Raw genomic sequence first — 21,545 nt, 5'->3', positions numbered from 1 at the left:
GGATAGGGTGGGGATTTCAAGGGGTTGGGAATGAAAGGCGGGATTCGGCGATGAACGGATCCACCGGCAACGACCTACAAAATGCGTTTCCCGATTGTCTCGATGGTTCGACGAGGCGACCTCAACGGATGTAGGATCTTGTCATGTAACTGTAGCAAAAGTCGCTATGTTACGATGATGCAACTTAAAATCATGGCGACGCAGGGATTACATGGTTCAATTGAACGACGAATGCATGATGGAGCTTGCACTTGCGGAGGCTCGAACCGCATTGGAGGAAGGCGTATTTCCCGTCGGCGCGGTTCTTTCAGCCGGAAACCGGATTCTGGGACGCTCGCACAAGACCATGATCTCGAATCATCTAAACCATGCGGAGATGAACCTGTTTCATCAAGTATTCGAGGGCGACTATGTCTTTTCAAGGGCCGATCATCTGACGCTCTACACAACGCTTGAGCCCTGTATCATGTGCTTTGGCACGATGTTGCATCTGCCGATCGCGCGCCTTGTATTCGCGATGGAGGACACATATGGCGGCTGTACGCATATGAGGCTCGAAAACGCTCCTCCCCGTCATGTTTCTCGATCGACAGAGATAGTTGGGGGTGTCCTGCGAGCGGACGCCTGCAAGCTCTTTGCAGAATTTCTCGATACAACCACCGAGGAGTTTTGGCTGACGGGGGGAGCGCAGCATTTTCAAGCCACCGTGAAGGCGGAGGCGGGAGCATAACGGATGTGGCAAGGCCGATGCCGCTCTTAGGCATTCTGTCGGTCAGGTCAAAGCTTCCGTCAGCGTAAAGACCGCGCAAGGCTCGATTATCCCTCGCAGCTCATGTTTACCCAGTGGGACGAGCGCCGTGCCCGTTTCGGCCGCTACAGCGCCCGAGACGAGTACGTTGCAGCCTAGTGGCTTGCAAAGGCCCTCAAGACGGCTGACGAGATTGACCGCGGGGCCGATGGCGGTGAAGTCCAGGCGGTCGGCGGCGCCGATATTGCCCCAGAGCATGTCGCCGAAATGCAGGGCTGCGCCGAAGGGGAGCGGCGGCAGGCCCTGGTCCTTTCGGGTCGCATCGAGATGAGCCATGCCGGCGCGGATGGCGGTAACGGCGCGGAGGGCGGCCTCGCAGGCTTCCGCCGACGTTCCGGTCACCGGAAAGATTGCCAGCACGCCGTCGCCGACGAATTTCAGCACTTCACCGCCGAAGGCATGCACAGCACCCGCGACGCGATCGAACCACGCGTCGAGGGCGGATATCACGATGGTCGGCTCCGTCGCCTCGGACAGCGCGGTGAAATCTCGCAGATCGGCGCAGAGGAGTGCGGCGCGAATGGTTTCGCCGGTGCTGCGGCTGAGCGCGCCGGCTTGAACACGGGCTGCGCTTCGACGGCCGAGATAGGCTTCCAGCAATGCGGACAACGCTGCTCTGGCAGCCAAGCCTGCCAAGGGTGCAGCGGCAAATCGGGCGATTTGGCGCAAACTATCCGCTTCGGTTGAGGTGAAGGGCCGCGTGCCCGCCCAGGCCAGAACGGAGTTGCCGGGCGTGCCTGCAATCGTTTCCTCGCAAATCGGGCCTAACTCGGCCAACCAGTCACGGCCGGCTTGCCCAAGTGCAGTGCCGGCAAAACCGAGGGCCTCGTTTACGGCACCATCTTCGGCATGCCACAACCAGCTATGCTGCGTGATGATCGGGTGCGGCGCCGAAAGCGTCAGTGCGCCGCCGGCGAGTGGCAGTCCGGCGGCCAGCAGCTGTCCGCCCAGATCAGCCAGGAAGCGTTCGGGGCTGGGAGAGGCGGCGGCTTCGTCGACAAGCCAGACAAGAGGGGCGGGCAAATCCATGTCGTGATCATGCCATGGCGGTTGCAGGCTGTCATCCTCGCCGACGCAGCCCTTCGGCGCTGCTTGGATTCCCCCTTTCAACAGGCAAGGCTGCTGTCGCCAATCGGTGATATCGAGCGAACATCAAACCAAGGCGCCCGATGGGACAGCGCCCAGGACGTTGTCAGCTTTTGCCGTCGTGACCGCGCATCGGATCTGGACCGGGATCTCGTCCGGAGGCCACGGCGGCCATGCGGTCGAGATAATGCGCCCAGCCTTTTGCATGGGCCTCACATTGTCCGGCCGTCGGCAGGCCGGTGTGTGTGAGGCGGACCAGGGTTCCTTCAGGCTGTTCGATCAGGTCTATCTCCACCAGGCTCGATCCCGGCGGCACTTCTTCGCTGCCTTCCCAGCCGAAGCTGTAGGCGAGGCGATGGACCGGCACGACCTCGCGGAACGCGCCGCGTGCGACGCGCGCCCCGGTCACGTTGACGAGATAGATGCCGCCGGGCTGCGGCTCGGTCTTGGCTTCCGTGCCCATCCAACGCAGGATCTTCTCGGGGTCGGTCAGCAATGCGAATATGGCGGCTGGCGGTGCCGGGACATGTGTCTCCCGGCGGACGACTAAGGGCTCTGACATCGGTCTCTCTCCCGTGGGTGCTATCGCTTTCCCACGGTACGGCGCGTAACAGAGCGTCCTCCGTCACTCCGTGGGTCTCCTCATAGAAAATATGTAGGTGCTGATGCACAGCCAACAAGACATCGCTTGATACTTGCGAGCACTGCTCATCAAGAACCACAGTTCCAACCGGCCAGTGACAGCAGTCTTAGCGTCCGGGCCGTCCGGTCTTCCCCTTCGTTCGGCCCTTGCGCTGCTTCTCGTCCACCGGATCCTCGTAGGAGCCGACGCCGGGCTTGGCGCGGATCACCGGCTTGTCCGGCACCTTGCCGGTTACCGGCTTTTCGGTGCGACCGACGGTCATTTCGTCCAGCGTGTTCTTGCGGAAAAGCGGCGTGCCGGCATCGCTGCCCGGTCCCATTTCATCAAGGTTCGGCTTGGCGAAATAGGAGCGGGATGCCTCCGGTTCCGGAGCCGTACGCTTGCTCGACCCGCCGCGGCTTTCGAGGCTCCTTGCCTCCTCGCGGGCTAGGGGATCGTCCATTGCGGCAAGTTCGACGGCCTTGAGGCGCTTGATCTCGTCGCGCAGTCTCGCGGCCTTTTCGAAATCCAGGTCGGCGGCGGCATCGCGCATGGATTTTTCCAGCGCGTTGAGATGGGCCTGCAGGTTGTTGCCGACCAGATGACCGCCATCGGCAAAACCCTTGCCGGAGGCGCCGCCGATATCGGCGCGGACATGGTCCTTCTCATAGACGCTGTCGAGAATATCCGAGATTTTTGCCTTCACCGATTCCGGTGTGATGCCGTTTTCGAGGTTGAAGGCCATCTGCTTCTCGCGGCGGCGGCTGGTCTCGTCCATCGCCCGCTTCATCGAACCGGTGATCGTATCGGCATAGAGGATGACCTTGCCGTCGACGTTACGCGCGGCACGGCCGATGGTCTGGATGAGCGAGGTTTCCGAACGAAGGAAGCCTTCCTTGTCCGCATCGAGAATGGCGACGAAGCCGCATTCGGGAATGTCGAGACCTTCGCGCAGCAGGTTGATGCCGACGAGCACATCGAAAGCGCCCAAACGCAGATCGCGGATGATCTCGATACGTTCCAGCGTGTCGATATCGGAGTGCATGTAGCGCACGCGCACGCCCTGTTCGTGCAGATACTCCGTCAGATCCTCGGCCATGCGCTTGGTAAGGACTGTGCAGAGGGTCCGATAGCCCTTGGCGGCGGTTTCGCGGATCTCGCCGAGCACGTCGTCGACCTGGGTGCGGGCAGAGCGGACCTCGACCGGCGGGTCGATGAGGCCTGTGGGGCGGATGACCTGCTCAGCGAAGACACCGCCGGATTGTTCCATTTCCCAGCTGCCCGGTGTAGCAGAAACCGCGATCGTGTCCGGGCGCATGGCGTCCCATTCCTCGAAGCGCAGCGGTCGGTTGTCCATGCAGGAGGGCAGGCGGAAGCCGTATTCGGCCAGCGTCGCCTTGCGCCGGAAGTCGCCTCGGTACATGCCGCCGATCTGGCTCACCGAGACGTGGCTTTCATCGATGAACAGCAGCGCGTTATCGGGAATATATTCGAATAGCGTCGGCGGCGGCTCGCCGGGATTGCGGCCGGTCAGATAGCGCGAATAGTTCTCGATGCCGGCGCAGGAGCCGGTGGCTTCAAGCATTTCGACGTCGTAGCGAGTGCGCTGCTCCAAGCGCTGCGCTTCGAGCAGGCGGCCGGCTTTTTCCAGCTCGGCGAGCCGGATTTTCAGCTCTTCCTTGATCGCCTTGATGGCGCCGTTCAGCGTCGGGCGCGGCGTCACATAGTGCGAATTGGCGTAGATCTTCACCGACTTCAGGTCGCCGGTTTTCTGGCCGGTCAGCGGATCGAATTCGGTGATGGCGTCGATCTCGTCGCCGAACATGGAGATGCGCCAGGCGGCATCCTCCAAGTGAGCCGGGAAGATTTCGATCGTGTCACCACGGACGCGGAAGGAGCCGCGGATGAAATCCATATCGCGGCGCTTGTATTGCTGCGCCACGAGGTCGGCCAGAAGCTGGCGCTGGTCCAGACGGTCGCCGACATTCATCTGGAAGGTCATCGCCGTATAGGTTTCGACCGAGCCGATACCGTAGATGCAGGAGACCGAGGCGACGATGATGCAATCGTCACGCTCCAGCAGCGAGCGTGTCGCCGAGTGGCGCATGCGGTCGATCTGCTCGTTGATCGAGCTTTCCTTCTCGATGAAGGTATCCGAGCGCGGTACGTAGGCTTCCGGCTGGTAATAGTCGTAGTAAGAGACGAAATATTCGACCGCGTTGTCGGGGAAGAAATTCTTGAATTCGGAATAGAGCTGAGCGGCCAGCGTCTTGTTGGGCGCGAGGATGACGGCGGGGCGCTGCGTCGCCTCGATCACCTTGGCCATTGTAAACGTCTTGCCGGAGCCGGTAACGCCGAGCAGAACCTGGCTGCGGTCGCCATTCTCTAGGCCTTCGACAAGGTCGCGGATCGCGGTCGGCTGGTCGCCAGCGGGCTGATATTCCGAGGCCATGCGGATCTGGATGCCACCCTCGGACTTTGCCGGCCGGGTAGGGCGATGCGGTGTCCAGAGCTTGCCATCCTTGAAGAGAGGGTTGCCGCTCTCGATCAGCTTCGACAGCGCTTCCACCGTGGCCGTCACGCCGCTGGTGGCGATCTTGTCGGCATCTTCGAGCGCGATATCCAGGCCAGCAACCGGATTGAGGCCGGCCGCGGCGCGTGTCTTCGGATCCGTCGAACCGCCCATGGACGTGCCGCGCCCTGACTTCGAAGCCGCGATTTCCACCTTCTTGCGATGCTTGCCGGCCTTCGAGGCGATCTCGCGCTGGGTCTCGATGCCGGACATTTCGGCGTCGGCCTCGAGCTGCTTCACCCAATCGGCAACGCTGCCGCTGAGCGGCGCACCTTCAAATGGTGCCTGCGGCGCCTCTTCGAAACCGGTCGGGGCGGAGGGGTTTTTCGGTGATTTGGCCATTGGGCGAATATGGAGACAGATCGCACAGATGTGAAGGGGCAAAGGGTACAAAAGGGAAACAAAATGGTAGATTTTTCCGTTCGTCGACCATGTCAAATATGTTACAACCTGAAGGCGGCTGATGCGTTAGCGCTGATCTGAACGTCCGCATAGCGCGATCCTCGCAGGCGCCACAGGAGGAGCCGGCCGCAGCGTCGACATGCCCGGTCAGTGCCGGGCTCCCCCAGCTTTCGACGGCATCCGGTATTGCCCGCCTCGCCGCCGCCATCCGGTCGGAGGATCATGATGACCGCATTGGATAGCTTACGTTCCTTGTCCCCTCAGCAACGAAACACCGTCATCGCGGCCTATCTCGGCTGGACGCTGGATGCTTTCGATTTCTTCATATTGGTATTCGTTCTCAAACACATAGCCGAGGAATTTCACACGGACGTGCCGGCGGTTGCCGTCGCGATTTTTCTCACCCTGGCCATGCGTCCGATCGGTGCGCTGATCTTTGGCCTTGCGGCCGACCGTTACGGCCGGCGTGTCACGCTGATGATCGACGTGCTGCTCTACTCGGTCTTCGAGTTCCTGACCGGCTTTTCGACGGGACTGACCATGTTCCTCGTCCTTCGGGCACTCTTCGGCGTTGCCATGGGCGGCGAATGGGGCGTTGGTGCATCGCTGACGATGGAGACCATTCCCGAGGAGTCGCGCGGCCTCGTCTCGGGCATCCTGCAGGCGGGCTATCCCTCCGGCTATCTGATTGCGTCGATCGTCTTCTTCCTGCTGTTCCCGATCATCGGTTGGCGCGGCATGTTCATGGTCGGGGCGGTACCGGCGCTGCTGGTGCTCTATATCAGGCGCAACGTGCAGGAATCGCCGGCTTTCGTGCAGCGGCAATCCAAGCCGCAGCGGCCGTTCCTCACCGTGCTGCGCGAAAATATTCCGCTGTTCATCTGGGCCGTCCTGTTGATGACGGCCTTCAATTTCTTCAGCCACGGCACGCAGGATCTCTACCCCACCTTCCTGGAAACCCAGAGGCAGTATGATTCCTATACGGTCGGGGCCATCGCGATCGTCTATAATATCGGTGCGATCGTCGGAGGCCTGTCCTTCGGCGCACTATCTGAGCGTATCGGCAGGCGTCGAACCATCGTCATTGCTGCCCTCTTGGCGATCCCGGCCGCGCCGCTCTGGGTCTATGGGCACGGGCCGGTGATGCTTGCGATCGGCGCATTTCTGATGCAGCTTTTCGTGCAGGGCGCCTGGGGTATCATTCCCGTGCATCTGAACGAATTGTCACCGGATGAGGTGCGCGGCACATTTCCCGGCTTCGCGTATCAGCTCGGCAACCTGCTGGCGTCGGGCAATGCTTCGATCCAGGCTGGGCTGGCGAAGAGATGGGGCGGCGACTATGCCCTCGCGCTGTTGGTCGTGGCCTGCATCGTCGCTGTCGTCGTGGCTATCTTTGCCGGCTTTGGCTTCGAGAAGAAGGGTGTTCGTTTCGGTAGCAAGAGCGCTGGCTCAGCGGATGGTGTCGCGCAAACCTGAGCCGTCTCGACATCCCGCCTAAAGGAAGCCGGTTGAAGCGACCGGCTTCTCCCTTACTTGCCGCATACCTCCGAAATCTTCGCCTGCGCGAAACCGCGGGCGAGATCCTGCAGCCCACCGACAGATGAAATCAGCTCTCCGAGCGGGCCGTTGATGCCGAGATGGAGATCGGTGATGTGACATGCGCCGACATCGACCGTCATGGATGCGTCGAGTTCGCCTTTGACGGTCGCCTTCAGCACGCCGTGCGACTTGCAGACCATATCTGCGTGAGCATTGATCTGGACACCGCCGTTCGGGCCATCGCAGACGTCGAGCGACTTGACCTCGAATTTCTCCTTGTGATCGACCCCCGGCAGCTTCTTGCAGGGGTCGGCTTCGTTTACCGATTTCTCGATCTGGGGGCCGAATTTGCTCTGCAGCAGCGACCAGCACGAGCCGGGCGCGGCCTCTGCCGGCGTGGCCGCCACCGGCAGAGGCGACAGCGGCACAACGACGATTGCGGCGAGCAACGCCATGCGAAACGAGGAAGGAAGTGCGGCATATTTCGGATTCACGGCGATCTAACCTCTGAAAGGAAGAAGAAGCAAAGCATGTTCCGGCCCTGCCGCAGTCTGTCATGCCCCTCACCAGCAAGGCAATCCCCGTATCTCAGGGGTGTGAGTCAATCCCTGACGACTTTCGTGTCGCAGAAACGGTCGTAGAAAGTTTGCCCACGCCACACGACCAGCGGATAGACCCACCAGATGAGCGCGAAAACGAACAGCATCGGCGTCAATGCGCCAGTCAGGGCGAAAACACCGCTCGTGGAGAGAAGATTCAAATCGCGCGCCTGCTGGATCAACTGCTCGATCGGCTGCGATAGCGGTCTTGCGAGAAGCAGGCTCGCGAGGTCGACGATCGCGATGAGCATGAGCGGCAGAAATTTAAATATCTCCCGCTTCGTTGCCAGACCGAGGGGCAGGGGGAAGTCTTCGAGCGTCTTCACGCGCAGCGAGAGCAGGCGCTTGCCAGGCGTTCGTCTCGTACCTGCCGAACAGAAGGCAAAGATTACAGGCAACAGCAGAAGGACGATGCTGGATGTCGGCCTGGTGACAACGCTTGGATCGACCGGATCTCCCTTCTTGTCTACCGGGACTGCGACCGAACGTACGGACGTCGTCTTTCCGTGCTGCGAAGCGACCTTCGAAACGAAGATGGTGTATCCCTCACTGCCAAGCCAAGATATGCGACACAGCTGGTTGCTTCTCACTTCGCCTGATTGCAGCGGCCACTCGGCTTCTATTTTCGGAATGAGCGACCCGGACGTCGTTTCAGCGCATTGCTGCTTCTGGAGGAACGGCAGTGTGAGATCCCGGGATGTCACGACGGACAGAGCGAGAAACAGCAGGACGAAGACAATCTGGAAGATGACGATGTCGATCGCATAGGCACCAAACCGTCGCCAGAAATGGCGCGGAGGCAGGGAAGCCATTCGATCGTCCGAGGCTGCAGAATTCATGATTCCCCCAATTTTCAACACCTGCTCCTGCCGGTCGCAGCGCAGTGTGCTTCAGGTTGCAGGAAATAGCATGGCTTGCCGAGATTCGGCAGCGAATGAGGGCCGTGCCATCGACAAATGGAGTGGCTAGCTGCCGACCCCTCCGATCTGCTCAGATCGGGATGCTGCTTGTGTTCGAGGGGGCGCTTTGGTCGTCGTCGCTGTCGCCCTGATAGCCAAGGCTCTTTGCCTTGCGGAACCACTCCTGGGCCTTGACCGGATCGACCGGGACACCGTCGCCGTCGCGATACATGACGCCGAGATTGTTGGCTGCATCGGCATATTGATGCTCGGCCGCCCGCTTGAACCAGAAGATGGCTTGGGTCGCGTTCCTGGCGACGCCTTCGCCGTCGCGGAACATCACGCCGAGATTGTATTCGGCTTCGACATTATCCTGCCCTGCGGCCTTCAGAAACCAGATGATCGCTTCGGGATCGTTCTGCTTTATCCCGTCGCCGTCGGCATACATCGCACCGATATTATATTGGGCGTCCGCGTCTCCCTGATCGGCCGCCTTGCGGAACCAGAAGAGGGCTTTCGAGCCGTCCTTTCCAACGCCTTCGCCATCGCGATACATGATGCCGAGATTGTATTGTGCCTCGACCTTACCCTGGTCGGCAGCCTTCAGATACCAGACGAGGGCCTGGCTCTTGTCCTTGCTCGTGCCGTCTCCCTGATCGTACATGACGCCAACATTATACTGCGCGTCGATATCTCCCTGTTCCGCCGCCTTGCGATACCAGACGAAAGCCTGCGCCTTGTTCTGGGGGATACCTTCACCCGTATCGTACATGACGGCCAGATTGTATTGTGCGTTGGAATGGCCTTGTGCCGCGGCCTTCTTGTACCACTCGATCGCCTGATTTTTGTCTACGGCCACTCCTTCGCCCTGGTCATACATGGTGCCGATATTGAATTGTGCCTCGGCACGGCCCTGGTCGGCCGCCTTTTTGTACCAGCTGAACGCCAGCGCGAGATTTCTCGCGACACCGTTGCCTTCCTCGTACATCTGGCCGAGTTTCATTTGGGCGTTGGCATCTCCCTGGTTCGCCAGGGGACGCAAATAGTCGAGGGTCGATCTGAAGTTTCCGCGATCGTAGGTGTTCCGGCCGACATCGGCATGGGCGGTGCTGACGGATGCCAATGCGAAGAGCAATCCTGTTGCTCCCTTCTTCCAATTCACGATCTACCCCTCAGTCGATGATCCTCTGGATCGATATCAATGCACTTGCGGCGGCTACGGCAGAAGCGCCATCAACAGGTGAAAGACGGCCCAACCCGACGATCCACCGGTATTCTCGCCGCTCGTTCGCCCTTCACCCGATAGTCCGAGATCCGGGACGGGACCGTCGCCGTTGGCTTCCATGTAGCTGAGCCCGTGCTGAGCCTCCGGCAATCCCTTCGCGGCCGCCTTGTTGAACCACTCCGCGGCGATTGCGGTATCCTTGGCTACTCCGTAGCCGTTATAATACAGATATCCAAGGCCATATTCCGCGCGTGCGTCGCCTTGTCCCGCCGCTTTGCGAAACAGGTCGGCAGCCTGGGCGTAATCCTTCGGCACACCGTCGCCGTGATAGTAGAGATAGGCGAGGGCGTATTGCCCCTGTGGATTGTTCTGATCGGCTGCCTTGCGATACCAGTCTGCTGCTGCCACCTTGTCCACGGTCGTCGCCTGACCGTTATCATACATGTAACCGAGCGCATATTGCGCCTCGGCGTGACCCTGAGCCGCGGACTTCCCGTACCATTCGAAGGCCTTGCGGTAGTCCCTCGCAACGCCGCGTCCGCCGGCGTACATGTAGGCGAGGGCGTATTCGCCTTGCGCGTCTCCTTGCGTCGCCGATTTGCGATACCACCTCACTGCTGTCGGATCGTCGACCTTGACGCCATGGCCATTGGCATAGAGGTAGCCCAGGGCATATTCGGCATCGGATCGCCCCTGGTCAGCCGACTTGCGATACCATTGAAGCGCCTGCCTGTAGTCCTTTTCGACTCCGAGCCCATTGGCGAGGCTGTAGCCGACAGCATATTGCGCGTCGGGGCGGCCCTTTTCCGCTGCCCTCTTGTACCAGGAATAGGCTTCGGCACCGTTTCGTTCCACGCCCTTGCCGTTAGCATAGGCATAGCCAAGGGCATACAGGCCCTGCGCGTCGCCCTGATCCGCGGCCTTCCTGTACCAGTCGATGGCTGCTGCCTGGTCCGCCGTTATGCCCTGGCCGCTTTCATAGATGTAGCCGAGAGCGTATTGGGCGTCCGCGCGACCCTGGTCGGCTGACTTGCGATACCAGGTGACGGCGATCGCGGCATCCTGCTGAACTCCGAGGCCGTTGGCGTACATGTAGCCCAGGGCGTATTGCGCCTGAGCCTGACCTTGAGCTGCGGATTTCTGATACCAGTTGATGGCTTGCTTGTTGTCGGCATCCATGCCGCGACCGTTGGCATAGGAATAACCGATGGCATATTGCGCATCGGCGTTGCCGCGTTGCGCTGACTTGAGATACCAGTCGTTTGCCTGCTTCTGATCGGCATCGACGCCACGACCGGAGGCGTACATGTAGGCGAGGGCATATTGCGCCTGGGCGTTACCCTGGTCGGCCGCTTTCTGATACCAGTCGACGGCCTGGTCATCGTCCTGCTCCACGCCCTGGCCGTTGGCGTAGCGATAGCCAAGACCATATTGGGCGGCGGCATTGCCCTGCTTGGCGAATTCCAGCCAATATTTCAGCGCGATGGTGGTGTTGGCCGGGCCGGGCGCAGGATCCTCCGCATGAGCGAGCAGGGGCAAAGAAACGGCAAGCGCCAACCCAAATGCATAGCTCTTCAGCGTCAAGGCCAGAATCTCCCTCCTACTTTCCGCAGGACAATCGATCTGAACAATATGGCTGTGTCTTGATCAAGAAACGCAGAGTATCGAAATGGCGGCCGTTTTACACAGGATAGTACGTGACCCTATCCGGGAAGCACGTCGTAGAGGCGGAAGATCCATGTGACCTGGTAGATCAACCCCAGGATCACGAATGCAGCCTGGAAACGCCGGTTGGCGGTGATCGCCGCGACGATGCACAGGACGATATAGACGATGTTGCGCGTCGGATATTCCCAGCCGAGAGACTGAAAATAGGCTTCCCCCTTCAGCAGCGTGTCGATGAGGTCGACGGCGTAGGTTACGGCGAGCAGGCCGAAGAACCAGCGGCGGCGGGAGATGAAATATTCCTCAAAGCCGCCATACTCGTCGATCGACGGCGGATTGAGGAGCACGCAGAGGAAATAAAAGAGGCAGCAGAAGCAGATCAGGAAAAGATAGACCGCGAAGGTAATGACCTGCACCGATTGCAGCCGATATTCCCACCACCAGAAATGGATGATGTAGAGGAACATCGACAGCACCCAGCCGATGTGGACGAAGTAGATCTTGTTCTTGCCCGGGGCCTGCACGAAGCCGGCGAGCCGCGTCAGGAGCTGGGCGAGCGAAAGGCCGATCACCATGCTCATGACAGTTCGGATATAGACGTAAACTTCCGGTGCGTGCGCGGCGCCCATATCGTCAGCTCTCCGTCGGTACAGGCTTCGGAGCGCCGTTCTCGTCCAGCGCAACCATGATGAATGTGGCGGCCGTGACCTTTTCCAGCGTGTTGTAACGGGCGCGGTGCGCCCAGGCCTCGACGCTCAGCGTGATCGAGGTGCGGCCGACGCGCTCGATGTCGGTGAAGACGCTCAGCGTATCGCCGATCTTGACCGGCAGTTCGAAAGCCATTTCCTTCACGGCGGCGGTCACCACGCGGCCGCGAGCCCGCTCGGCGGCGCGAATGCCGCTCGCCAAGTCCATCTGCGCCATGACCCAGCCGCCGAAGATATCTCCCGCGGGATTGGCATCGGCCGGCATTGCCAGCGTGCGCAATGTCAGCTCACCTCTTGGTTTGACGCTGTCATTCATTCGTTCGCTCCTGTTGCCAGCTACTGATTCCGATCCAGCCTATGCAATCCGGCCGCGATGGGAAAGACCGTGCATTTGCTTCAGCGGGGGCTTTCCGTCGGCAAGCAGGTGCCGGCATCGCTACGAAGGATCATTCGGATACATAGCGATCTCCTGCGGTAAGTTTTCGTTCACCGTTCCCGTTTAGAGTTTGTAAGTGTTGCCGACCGTGGCTGGGGCAGCGGATCAGGACTATGACCTATTTACCCATTCTTCGGCGTGCTCTGTTGCCGTTATTATTGTCGTCGGCACTGGTCGCCTGCACGGCCGATAGCCTCGTGCCGCCCTCGAATGTCGACAGTTCCTCCCGGGTCGGCTCGATCAAGCCGCATCGCAGCGTTTCGCAAAGACAATTCTCCTATCCCGGCGCTCAGGACCCGATGGTCTCCGCCTCCAACAACTATGCGAGCGGCAAACGCCGCTCCGGCAGTGGCGAGGCTGTGACGACGACGGATGTCGAAACGGGCCTGGCGCAGCAGTCGGACATTCCTTCACAGGGCGTCAATATGGATGCCGAGCTCGGCGTTGGGCCGGCCGAAGAGGCTCGATCCGCATCGGTCGTCGGGCTGGCGCAGGAGGAGCAGCAGAATATTGCCGAAGGCGCAACCGATGAGCCGGTGGTCGACGGCATCGGCTCGGATGCGCCTACGCAGACCAATCGTTCCGCTCTTCAAAGATCGGCCGCGCAGACTGAACTCAATCGATCCCCGATACCACAGCGGCAACCGGGGACGCAGGTCGCCATGCTGCCGCGCATCGACAATCCCGTTGCCCGTCTCGACCGGCAGTTCGAGGCGCCGCAATCGACACCGGGCATGATGCCGCCTTCAGAAATCGCCTGTCGGCAGGAATTGCGCCGTTTGGGCGTCATCTACACCGACAAGCCGGCAATTTCGAACGGTCCCGCATGCCAGGTTCCCTATCCCGTCTCATTGAGCGGACTTTCCGGCAATATCGCCGTTCGCCCCGCGGTGACCTTGAATTGCCAGGTGACGCTTGCCTTTGCGAAATGGGTCAAGAACGAGCTCGCTCCGGCGGCACGCACTCGCTACTGGTCCGGCATCGGCACCATCGTTCCGCTGGGCGGCTACTCCTGCCGGCGCATGAACAATAGCCGGCAACGTTATAATCCCATGTCGGAGCATGCCCATGGCAATGCCATCGATGTCGGCACCTTCGTGCTGAAGAACGGTCATGTGATCGACGTGCGCAAGAAGGGCCTGTTCTCCTTCCGCGAGGGTGGTTTGCTCAAGGCCGTCCGCTCCGACAGCTGCCGCTATTTTGATACCGTGCTTGGACCCGGCAGCAATCCCGAACACTGGAACCATTTCCATTTCGACCTGCGGGATCGACAGGGTGGCCGGCGCTACTGCAGCCTGTGATTGGCGTTTCGCTGGAAACACATCCGCACTTGCCGGGAGCGAAAGCTGATTTACCTAGCTGCGGAAACGCGGTTATGTAAGCCGTTCGAGGGCAAGCGAGGGTTTCATGGAAAACGTGCCGAGACGAAAAAGAAGCCTGGGCAGAGCGCTCATCGCTGCTCTGATTGCCATCGTTGTCGTAATAGGCGGGCGTTGGTACATCTATGTTGCATATGCCGAAGACCCTTTCGACGAAGTCGGTATCGGCCTCAACACCATGATGCCGACACCCATCCGCGACAAGGGATGCCAGATGCTCAAGGCCCGTTTCGAGCATAAGACGATGCCGCCGGCCGGTTGCGGCGTAAACGGCAGCTGGTAGCCCGCATTTCGCCCATCGACGTCGTGCAGAAAAGAAAAAAGCCGGCGCGAGCCGGCTTGAGCGGTGCATGGCAACGACGGGGAATCCTTGCCTGCGCCAGAAAAAAACTTCATGTTGCAATGAGGCACGCAATATGAATGCGAAGGCAATAAATCGTCTAGTACGACAGGCGCTTACGCGTCGCCAAGAGGCGTTGGGCGGAGTGCGACGAACGTTGCTCACCTAATGCGCTATATGCCCGACGAAGGTCACGATTTGATGACAGCTTATTTGGCTTAAGCGAACGCTGTGTTTAGCCTCGATAGGATGGTCAAAGCGTAAAACCGGCTATATAGCGGGCAAACGCCGACATATTCGTCACCATTACAAGGCCGGACTTGCCCGCATCATGGCTCCGATCATTTCCATCCGCAGTCTCACCAAAACCTATGGAAACGGGTTTCAGGCACTCAAGGGTGTCGATCTCGATATCGAACAGGGGGAAATTCTTGCTTTGCTTGGACCGAACGGTGCCGGCAAGACGACGCTGATCTCGATCGTCTGCGGGATTGCCAATCCGAGCAGCGGCACGGTGTTGGTCGGCGGTCGCGACGTGGTTCGGGATTTCCGCGCCACCCGCAGCATGATCGGCCTGGTGCCGCAGGAGCTGACGACGGATCAGTTCGAAACTGTCTGGAATACGGTCAGCTTCTCGCGCGGCCTGCATGGCAAGAAGGCGAACCCGGCTTACATAGAAAAGATCCTGCGCGACCTGTCGCTTTGGGAAAAGAAGGACAACATGCTTCGCCAGCTTTCCGGCGGCATGAAGCGGCGTGTCCTCATCGCCAAGGCGTTGTCGCACGAACCGGAGATCCTGTTTCTGGACGAGCCGACGGCGGGCGTGGATGTTACGCTGCGCAAGGATATGTGGCATGTGGTCGAGCGCCTGCGAGCCTCCGGCGTCACGATCATTCTCACGACCCACTATATCGAAGAGGCGGAAGAGGCGGCCGATCGTGTCGGCGTCATCAATGGCGGCCAGCTGCTGCTGGTGGAAGAGAAGAAGGCGCTGATGGCCAAGCTCGGCCGCAAGCAGCTTATTCTCGATTTGAACAAGCCGCTGGAGGCCATACCGCAATGTCTTGAAGGCAACGGGCTTTCGCTCGGGCCAAATGCCCTGACCCTGATCTACGATTTCGATGCGCAGAACGAGCAGTCGAGCATTGCCGCTTTGCTGTCGAAACTCGCTGCCGAGGGCATTCATTTCAAGGATCTGTCGACGCGCCAGAGCTCGCTTGAGGATATTTTCGTATCGCTGGTAGGAGCAGGAAAATGAACTTCGAAGCGATCAAGTCCATCTACACGTTCGAAATGGCCCGCACGCGTCGCACGCTGCTGCAGAGCGTCGTTTCGCCTGTTATTTCCACCTCGCTATACTTCATCGTTTTCGGGGCGGCGATCGGCTCGCGCATCAATCTGGTCGAGGGCGTTTCCTATGGCGCCTTCATCACGCCCGGCCTGATCATGCTGACGCTGCTTGGCCAGTGCATCAGCAACGGCTCCTTCGGTATTTATTTTCCGAAATTCACCGGCACGATCTATGAGGTGCTGTCGGCGCCGGTCGCCATGACCGAAATCGTTCTGGGCTATGTCGGCGCGGCTGCGACCAAGGGCATGCTGATCGGATTGATCATTCTGGCGACGGCGAGTTTCTTCGTCGATATCAGGATCGAGCATCCGCTCATGATGATCCTGTTCTTCGTCCTGACGGCCGTAACTTTCAGCCTGTTCGGTTTCATGATCGGCATTTGGGCCGGGAATTTTGAGCAGCTGAACCTCATCCCGATGCTGGTCGTGCCGCCGCTGACCTTTCTTGGCGGCAGCTTCTATTCGATCAACATGCTGCCACCGTTTTGGCAGGCGGTGAGCCACCTCAACCCGGTTCTCTATCTCGTCAGCGGTTTCCGATGGAGCTTCTATGGCATTGCGGACGTCAATCCGGTGCTGAGCCTTGCTATCATCTCCCTCTTTCTCATCCTCTGCCTGGCGGTTCTCGGCTGGATCTTCAAGACCGGATATCGGTTGAGGAACTGATGGCGGAACCTGATCCGCAAATTTAGGATCTTGCGGCGTTCGCCGCTGCGTGGAAGTGATTGTTTCTGATTTGATGTAGCGAGATGGTCGGGTGTCCGCACGCTTTGAAGAGCGTCGGCACCTTTCGCCACTCGCGTGATATCTTGATGAAGGTATATCATGCCACAGCCCACCACTCCTGGCTTGCCCGCCGCACTCTCCCGGCTCGACCAACTGACCAACTGGGAACGCAAGCTGCGAGGCGAGATGCGCGTCGGCCTTGAGCCGATGCTCGACCTCATGCAGCGGTTGGGCGATCCTCACCGGAGTTTTCGCGCCATTCATGTCGCCGGCACCAAAGGCAAGGGGTCGGTCTGTGCACTTCTCGAAGCAGGATTGCTTCGGGCTGGCTGGCGGGTCGGCCGTTATGCGTCGCCGCACGTCGACCGGGTGAATGAGCGCGTCAGCGTTCTCGGCAGCGAGGTCGATGACGAGGCTCTTGCAAAAGCGATCATGCAGGTCCTCGACCGTTATGAAGGCGCCAAGCAAGCTGCGACGGCCGGCGAGGATGCGACCTGGTTCGACGTGATCACGGCTGCTGCCTTCGTCGTCTTCAGAGATGCCGGCCTGAACTGGGCCGTCGTCGAGGTCGGGCTTGGCGGCAGGCTGGACTCGACGAATGTGGTCTTCGGCGAAGTTGCAATCGTGACCAACATCGGTCTTGAGCATACGGAAATTCTCGGCACGACGCGCGAAGCGATCGCACGGGAGAAAGTTGGCATATTGAAGCCCGGCGCAACGCTTGCGACCACGCTTGGCGCTGACGATGAGGCTGGGCGGGTTTTGCAGGAGCGGGCCGATCAACTCGGCTGCGATGTGCTTCGAACCGATCTTGCCGGCGATGCGACGATAGCGGAAACAAATATCGCGCTGGTCGGCCTGGTGCTCGAGCATCTCGGCCGACAAGGTGAAAGCGTTCTCGAAGGAGATGTGAAGGGGCGACCCATCGGGCCGGAACTGCTCCAACCGGACGTCGTCGCCAAGGCGCGGTTGCCGGGGCGAATGGAACGCTTCGATTTCGTGCTGCCGGCTGCGTTGCGAAGAGGACGGGAAACCGTGCCCTTGATCATGGATGGTGCTCATGTGCCGTTCAATATCGAGGCAGTCCTTCGCGACATCACGCGTTTGTCCGATGTTAGCGGCGAATGCGTTGCCGTCGTTGCGCTGGCCTCCGACAAGGATGCCCCTGGTTTTCTGGGCGTGTTGTCCCGCTACGTTTCCGATGCGGTATTTACCGAAGCGTCGGGGTCTGGCCGCGCCCACGTGGCGGAGGAACTGGCAGAAATCTGGCGGTCTTTGGGAATGGCGGGGGAAGTCGAGCCGGACCCGCACAAGGCGCTGGATCGGGCTCTTGAGAAGGCCTCCGAGCGTGGCGGCTGGATACTGGTTACAGGTTCTCTCTATCTTGTCGGCGCGCTGCGCAACACCGTTTCCGGGACCATCGGATGACCATGGAATTTGCCATCAGACCAGCTGTTGTCGACGATGCAGCCGCTATTGCCAGGCTGCATCGTGCGGTCTGGTGCGAGACCTATCGCGATCTCGCGCCGGCGAATGTCTATCGCACGCTTGACGAAGACTTTCGCCGGGCGCGGTGGAGCGAAATGCTCGCCAATCCGCGCCGGCATCAGGGCATATTGCTGGCGGAACAGGGAAACCGGCTCGTTGCCATCGGTGCGGTCGGCGCTGCATCGGAGCCGGCTTTCGAAGGGCGAGGGGAAATCCGCTCGCTTTACATCGACCCCTCGGCGAAGCGGCAGGGGCTTGGCCGTCGCCTCATGCGGGAACTGGTGGCGCAGCTGGCCGCTTTCGGTTATTCGAGCGCAGCGCTCGGCGTCGTGGTCGGCAATGAACCGGCGATCGCGTTCTACCGGTCACTCGGAGGTCGCATGATCGGGCAATATACCGATCCCGGGCCGATCTGGCGTTCCGACAATCTGATTTTAGTCTGGGACGATTTGTCATTGCTGCGCTGATCTTCTAAAGCGCGTCGCGATCTTCAAGATCCGCTTCCCGCGCTTCAGTTTCCTGATTTTGCGCATGTCGTTGTCGCAAAATCGCTGCGCACTTTTTGCGCGACATGCAATATGTCGCCTTCGCGGAAAGTCACCCAGCGGCGACTTTCTTACGCGGGGCAATGGTCATGGCCATGACGCCGGCTACGACGCAGACGAGGCCGATGGCTGCCGTGGACGATACCGGCTCCCCAAGGAAGATCACGCCGATGCCGACGCCGATGGGAACCCGTAGGTAGGCCTGTGCTGTCGTGCTCACCGAGCCGAGGGTCTGGATCAGTCGGAAGTAGATGCTGAAGGCGAGGGCGGTCGAAACGACCGACAGGCCGAGAAGCGACAGGATCGACGCCGTGGACGGTGCCAATTGCCAGGGATGATCAATGATCAGGCTGGCGGGGATGAGGAGCGCTGCTCCGCACAGCAGCGAGCCGGCCGCCGGCATCATCGGATCCAGTCCCTTGAAATTGCGCCCGAACAGAGCTGCACTGGCATAGCAGATGGATGCGGCGACGACGGCGAGCTGTGCAGGCAACTGCCGGCCGACCCCGTGCAGCGCGTCGACGCCGATGATCAGGCAAATACCCGCCATGCCTGCGATGACGCCAAAGAGCTTGCGGCCGGTCAATCGTTCACTGCGCAGCAGGACCGACGCGATCAGGAAAGCGAAGATCGGCGTCGTGGAATTCAAGATGGTTGCCAGCCCGGCGTCGAGTGTCTGTTCGGCCCAGGCGATGAGCGTGAAGGGAATGGCGCTGTTGAGGCAGGATTGAATGAGGAAGCGCCGCCATGTTGCCGGATCCCTCGGCAGGCTCAGGCCGCGCCGGCGAATGATGACGAGCAGAACGACACCGGCGATCAGGGTGCGCGCGGCAATCAGCGTAATCGGCGGAATCGTCGCTACGCCGACGCGAATAAAACTATAGGACGCCCCCCAGCAGGTGGCGAGAAGCAAAAGGAGCAACAGTTCCTTGGTTATGTTTGTCTTAGCGGGCGCCATGTGTGTCTCACTCTCCGGGCTGTTCGGTTCTGCCGTTTTTTAGAGTGAATAGACCGGCAAATGCTTCGTTCTCCGCCGAACTATCGATTGCCGTTCTTCGTTGCGCTCAATCGCGCAGCCGAAGCTCATCGGTTTGCATCTGCATCGATCCCAGGGTTTCCAGGAAACTCATGCCGAGCAGACTTTGATCCAGCTTGCCCGCTTCCGCCACGCTTGCCTTGACATCGTGACGCTTGATCGGCCCGATCGATACCGATCCAAGCTCGACGGGAGCGGCGTTTGCCCGACCGTTCGCGGTCATCACGGTCATCGAGTAGGTCAGGTTTTCCGGAATGATCCCGACATGCTCTGCGTCTTGCTGCGACAAGGCGATCGTGCTGGCGCCGGTGTCGACAAGCATTTCTATCGGCTGTCCGTTGATCTTGACCACGGCTTCGAAATGCCCGCTGGATCGCTTGTGGATGATGACTTCCTGCCCGCCCTCACTCGTAGTGACGACGACCGCATGCCCGGGCATCAGGCCGGCGAACAGGCGATTTCCGACACGTTCGGCGTCGTAACGATAGATATAGCCTGTCGCGAGCGCCATGATGATGACGAACCAGATCAGGAGATTGCGCAGCGATTGACTGACTGTGTGACGGCTGCCCCAAACCGCGGCGCTCATCATCAGCGCAATCGGCACAAGATATATGACGCGAGCAAAGTCGTCATTGCGCATGCCGAAGGTCATGCCGGAGCTGTTGTTGAAGATAAGCAGCGCAAGGCCGATGCCGAGAATGGCGAGAACGATGTTCAGGCGGTTCATACGGCGCCGCGCTCCTGTGCCCGTTGCGACCGACGATCGTCCCCGCCGGGCTTAAGCGCGAGCTTTGTCATGCGCTCGGGAAGAATATCCATGATCCGGCGCCGCTCGTCGTCGCTGTAGCTCATCCAAGCGCCGATTTCTGCGCCTGTGCGGCCACATCCGAGACAATAGCCGGTGCTTTCGTCGAGAGAACAGACAAGGATACAGGGTGTCAGCATGGGATCATATATCGAGGCTTCAAACACACATGGCAAGGGTGCACAGCGACGCGATTTCGCAAATCTGCTGGGTGGTGCCGATCGTGTCTCCGGTATGACCGGACAGTCTCTGGCGCATGTGCCTGTTGAGGAAAAACGTCGCGACGGCGACGACGAGCAGGCAGGGAACGAGCGCTGATATCCCCATGCTCGGGCCGATCAGGAGGATGGCGAGGACGAGCGTCATAATCAGCGCCAGCTGCATCGCGTCGCCATCGGGCTGGCCGGCGGAGGCGGCGACCCCTTCCGGCTTAGCCGCAGGCAGCACATGCCAATGCCACACCATCGCACCGCGGCTGAGCACGGCCGTTGCAAGAAGCGCAATTGCTCCATGTGATGGCGAGACGTGACGGGCGATAGCGGCGAGTGCGGCGGCCCGTAGTCCGAAGGACAGGATCAGTGCAGCAGCGCCGTAGGCGCCGATACGGCTATCCTTCATGATCGTCAGTATGCGCTCGCGATCCGTGCCGCCGCCGAGCCCGTCTGCGGTATCGCTGAGGCCGTCCTCATGCAGGGCGCCCGTCGTCACCGTCAGTACCGTGAGGGCCAGAAGCGCTGCCATGAGCGGATCGGCATGAAAGGCGAGCAGCACACCGAAGGCGATGGCAGCCGGAAATGCGACCAGCAAGCCGGCGACCGGAAAAGCGCGTGACACCGTCCCGAGCTTGCCGCGATAGCCCGCAAAGAAGGATGCCGATACGGGAATGCGGCTCAAGAAGGCGACGGCGCGCGCGATGTCGCGCATATATTCCCGCATTTCTTCCTCTCCCCGTATTTTCGCTCGACAGCATCGAACGCTTTTGGAGTTGTTCGCGCCGGTTCCGAAGACTAATAGAGTCGCACGCAAAGAACCTGATTTGAGACCAAAAGACAAGGAACGGCATTCATGAGCGTAACCGGCTTGCCATTCGACGATTTCCGCACGTTGCTGCGCGACCTTCCAGGCCCTGATGCCCGCGCGCTCGTGGCGGCGCGCGAGCGCGACGCACAGCTCACCAAACCGCCAGGCGCGCTCGGCCGTCTCGAAGAGATCGCCTTCTGGCTTGCCGCCTGGACCGGCCGGCCGCCGGCAGTGACCCGGCCCCTGGTTGCGATTTTCGCCGGTAATCACGGCGTCACCAAGCAGGGAATTAC

General features: G+C 60.3%; 22 protein-coding genes. 9 read left to right on the top strand and 13 right to left on the bottom strand.

Annotated features, from left to right (window positions below):
* The first annotated feature begins 235 nt into the window (after window positions 1–235).
* Window positions 236–730: a nucleoside deaminase gene (locus QD461_RS34675; protein WP_414091422.1), complete on the top strand. Its 495-nt coding sequence runs from the start codon at window positions 236–238 to the stop codon at window positions 728–730.
* A 42-nt stretch (window positions 731–772) separates the two neighbouring features.
* On the opposite strand, the gene QD461_RS34670 is transcribed toward QD461_RS34675, so the two are convergent.
* From QD461_RS34670 to uvrB, 3 genes are all read right to left on the bottom strand, one after another.
* Window positions 773–1,837 (bottom strand): adenylate/guanylate cyclase domain-containing protein, encoded by a 1,065-nt coding sequence (locus QD461_RS34670; protein ID WP_414091423.1) that lies wholly within the window; start codon window positions 1,835–1,837, stop codon window positions 773–775.
* Window positions 1,838–2,000: 163 nt separating this feature from the next.
* Complete coding sequence (locus QD461_RS34665) at window positions 2,001–2,456, bottom strand: SRPBCC family protein (RefSeq protein ID WP_184703946.1); 456 nt, start codon at window positions 2,454–2,456, stop codon at window positions 2,001–2,003.
* Window positions 2,457–2,643: 187 nt separating this feature from the next.
* The gene (gene uvrB / locus QD461_RS34660) at window positions 2,644–5,430 is read right to left on the bottom strand and encodes an excinuclease ABC subunit UvrB (protein ID WP_414091421.1); all 2,787 of its coding nucleotides are present in this window, start codon (window positions 5,428–5,430) and stop codon (window positions 2,644–2,646) included.
* 285 nt (window positions 5,431–5,715) lie between these two features.
* Here uvrB and QD461_RS34655 point away from each other — a divergent pair, with 285 nt between their 5' ends.
* Window positions 5,716–6,966, top strand: a complete 1,251-nt coding sequence (locus QD461_RS34655; RefSeq protein ID WP_414091420.1) for an MFS transporter — start codon at window positions 5,716–5,718, stop codon at window positions 6,964–6,966.
* A gap of 53 nt (window positions 6,967–7,019) precedes the next feature.
* Here the strand turns inward: QD461_RS34655 and QD461_RS34650 are convergent, their stop codons facing one another.
* The 6 genes from QD461_RS34650 to QD461_RS34625 form a co-directional block, all read right to left on the bottom strand.
* Window positions 7,020–7,523 (bottom strand): hypothetical protein, encoded by a 504-nt coding sequence (locus QD461_RS34650; protein ID WP_414091419.1) that lies wholly within the window; start codon window positions 7,521–7,523, stop codon window positions 7,020–7,022.
* A gap of 107 nt (window positions 7,524–7,630) precedes the next feature.
* Window positions 7,631–8,440, bottom strand: a complete 810-nt coding sequence (locus QD461_RS34645; protein ID WP_414091418.1) for an RDD family protein — start codon at window positions 8,438–8,440, stop codon at window positions 7,631–7,633.
* 178 nt (window positions 8,441–8,618) lie between these two features.
* A complete protein-coding gene (locus QD461_RS34640) occupies window positions 8,619–9,689 on the bottom strand; it encodes a hypothetical protein (RefSeq protein WP_414091417.1) in 1,071 nt (356 codons plus the stop codon).
* A 54-nt stretch (window positions 9,690–9,743) separates the two neighbouring features.
* The gene (locus QD461_RS34635; RefSeq protein ID WP_414091416.1) at window positions 9,744–11,336 is read right to left on the bottom strand and encodes an SEL1-like repeat protein; all 1,593 of its coding nucleotides are present in this window, start codon (window positions 11,334–11,336) and stop codon (window positions 9,744–9,746) included.
* Between the two features lie 119 nt (window positions 11,337–11,455).
* A complete protein-coding gene (locus QD461_RS34630) occupies window positions 11,456–12,046 on the bottom strand; it encodes a hypothetical protein (RefSeq protein WP_414091415.1) in 591 nt (196 codons plus the stop codon).
* Window positions 12,047–12,050: 4 nt separating this feature from the next.
* Entirely contained in the window at window positions 12,051–12,440 is a 390-nt protein-coding gene (locus QD461_RS34625; protein ID WP_184703952.1) for an acyl-CoA thioesterase, read from the bottom strand.
* 233 nt (window positions 12,441–12,673) lie between these two features.
* Between QD461_RS34625 and QD461_RS34620 the strand changes: the two genes are divergently transcribed.
* The 6 genes from QD461_RS34620 (at window position 12,674) to QD461_RS34595 (ending at window position 18,310) form a co-directional block, all read left to right on the top strand.
* A complete protein-coding gene (locus QD461_RS34620; RefSeq protein WP_414091414.1) occupies window positions 12,674–13,861 on the top strand; it encodes an extensin family protein in 1,188 nt (395 codons plus the stop codon).
* A 106-nt stretch (window positions 13,862–13,967) separates the two neighbouring features.
* Window positions 13,968–14,222, top strand: coding sequence for a hypothetical protein (locus QD461_RS34615; protein ID WP_414091413.1), 255 nt, complete (start codon window positions 13,968–13,970; stop codon window positions 14,220–14,222).
* 388 nt (window positions 14,223–14,610) lie between these two features.
* Entirely contained in the window at window positions 14,611–15,537 is a 927-nt protein-coding gene (locus tag QD461_RS34610) for an ABC transporter ATP-binding protein (RefSeq protein ID WP_414091412.1), read from the top strand.
* Window positions 15,534–16,295 carry an ABC transporter permease gene (locus QD461_RS34605; protein ID WP_414091411.1) on the top strand — a complete coding sequence of 254 codons (762 nt, stop codon included), beginning with the start codon at window positions 15,534–15,536 and terminating at the stop codon, window positions 16,293–16,295. Before QD461_RS34610 ends, QD461_RS34605 begins: the two co-directional genes overlap by 4 nt.
* A 159-nt stretch (window positions 16,296–16,454) precedes the next feature.
* A complete protein-coding gene (locus QD461_RS34600) occupies window positions 16,455–17,783 on the top strand; it encodes a bifunctional folylpolyglutamate synthase/dihydrofolate synthase (protein WP_414091410.1) in 1,329 nt (442 codons plus the stop codon).
* Window positions 17,780–18,310 (top strand): N-acetyltransferase family protein, encoded by a 531-nt coding sequence (locus QD461_RS34595; RefSeq protein ID WP_414091409.1) that lies wholly within the window; start codon window positions 17,780–17,782, stop codon window positions 18,308–18,310. Before QD461_RS34600 ends, QD461_RS34595 begins: the two co-directional genes overlap by 4 nt.
* Window positions 18,311–18,440: 130 nt before the next feature.
* Here QD461_RS34595 and QD461_RS34590 read toward each other — a convergent pair whose 3' ends face one another.
* The 4 genes from QD461_RS34590 to QD461_RS34575 all read right to left on the bottom strand — a co-directional run bounded on the left by QD461_RS34590 (window position 18,441) and on the right by QD461_RS34575 (window position 21,168).
* The gene (locus tag QD461_RS34590) at window positions 18,441–19,346 is read right to left on the bottom strand and encodes a DMT family transporter (protein ID WP_414091408.1); all 906 of its coding nucleotides are present in this window, start codon (window positions 19,344–19,346) and stop codon (window positions 18,441–18,443) included.
* Window positions 19,347–19,452: 106 nt separating this feature from the next.
* Window positions 19,453–20,154 carry a TIGR02281 family clan AA aspartic protease gene (locus QD461_RS34585; protein WP_414091407.1) on the bottom strand — a complete coding sequence of 234 codons (702 nt, stop codon included), beginning with the start codon at window positions 20,152–20,154 and terminating at the stop codon, window positions 19,453–19,455.
* Complete coding sequence (locus QD461_RS34580) at window positions 20,151–20,372, bottom strand: DUF1289 domain-containing protein (RefSeq protein WP_414091406.1); 222 nt, start codon at window positions 20,370–20,372, stop codon at window positions 20,151–20,153. The genes QD461_RS34585 and QD461_RS34580 overlap by 4 nt, the downstream gene beginning before the upstream one ends.
* Before the next feature lie 19 nt (window positions 20,373–20,391).
* Window positions 20,392–21,168 (bottom strand): adenosylcobinamide-GDP ribazoletransferase, encoded by a 777-nt coding sequence (locus tag QD461_RS34575; RefSeq protein ID WP_414091405.1) that lies wholly within the window; start codon window positions 21,166–21,168, stop codon window positions 20,392–20,394.
* A 129-nt stretch (window positions 21,169–21,297) separates the two neighbouring features.
* Between QD461_RS34575 and QD461_RS34570 the strand changes: the two genes are divergently transcribed.
* Window positions 21,298–21,545, top strand: a 248-nt coding sequence (locus QD461_RS34570) for a nicotinate-nucleotide--dimethylbenzimidazole phosphoribosyltransferase (protein WP_414091404.1), incomplete at its 3' end; no start/stop codon positions are given.

The sequence above is a fragment of the Rhizobium sp. BR 314 genome (assembly GCF_047445805.1).
Taxonomy (GTDB): domain Bacteria; phylum Pseudomonadota; class Alphaproteobacteria; order Rhizobiales; family Rhizobiaceae; genus Rhizobium; species Rhizobium lusitanum_B.
This window is presented reverse-complemented; position numbering and strand designations above follow the sequence as displayed.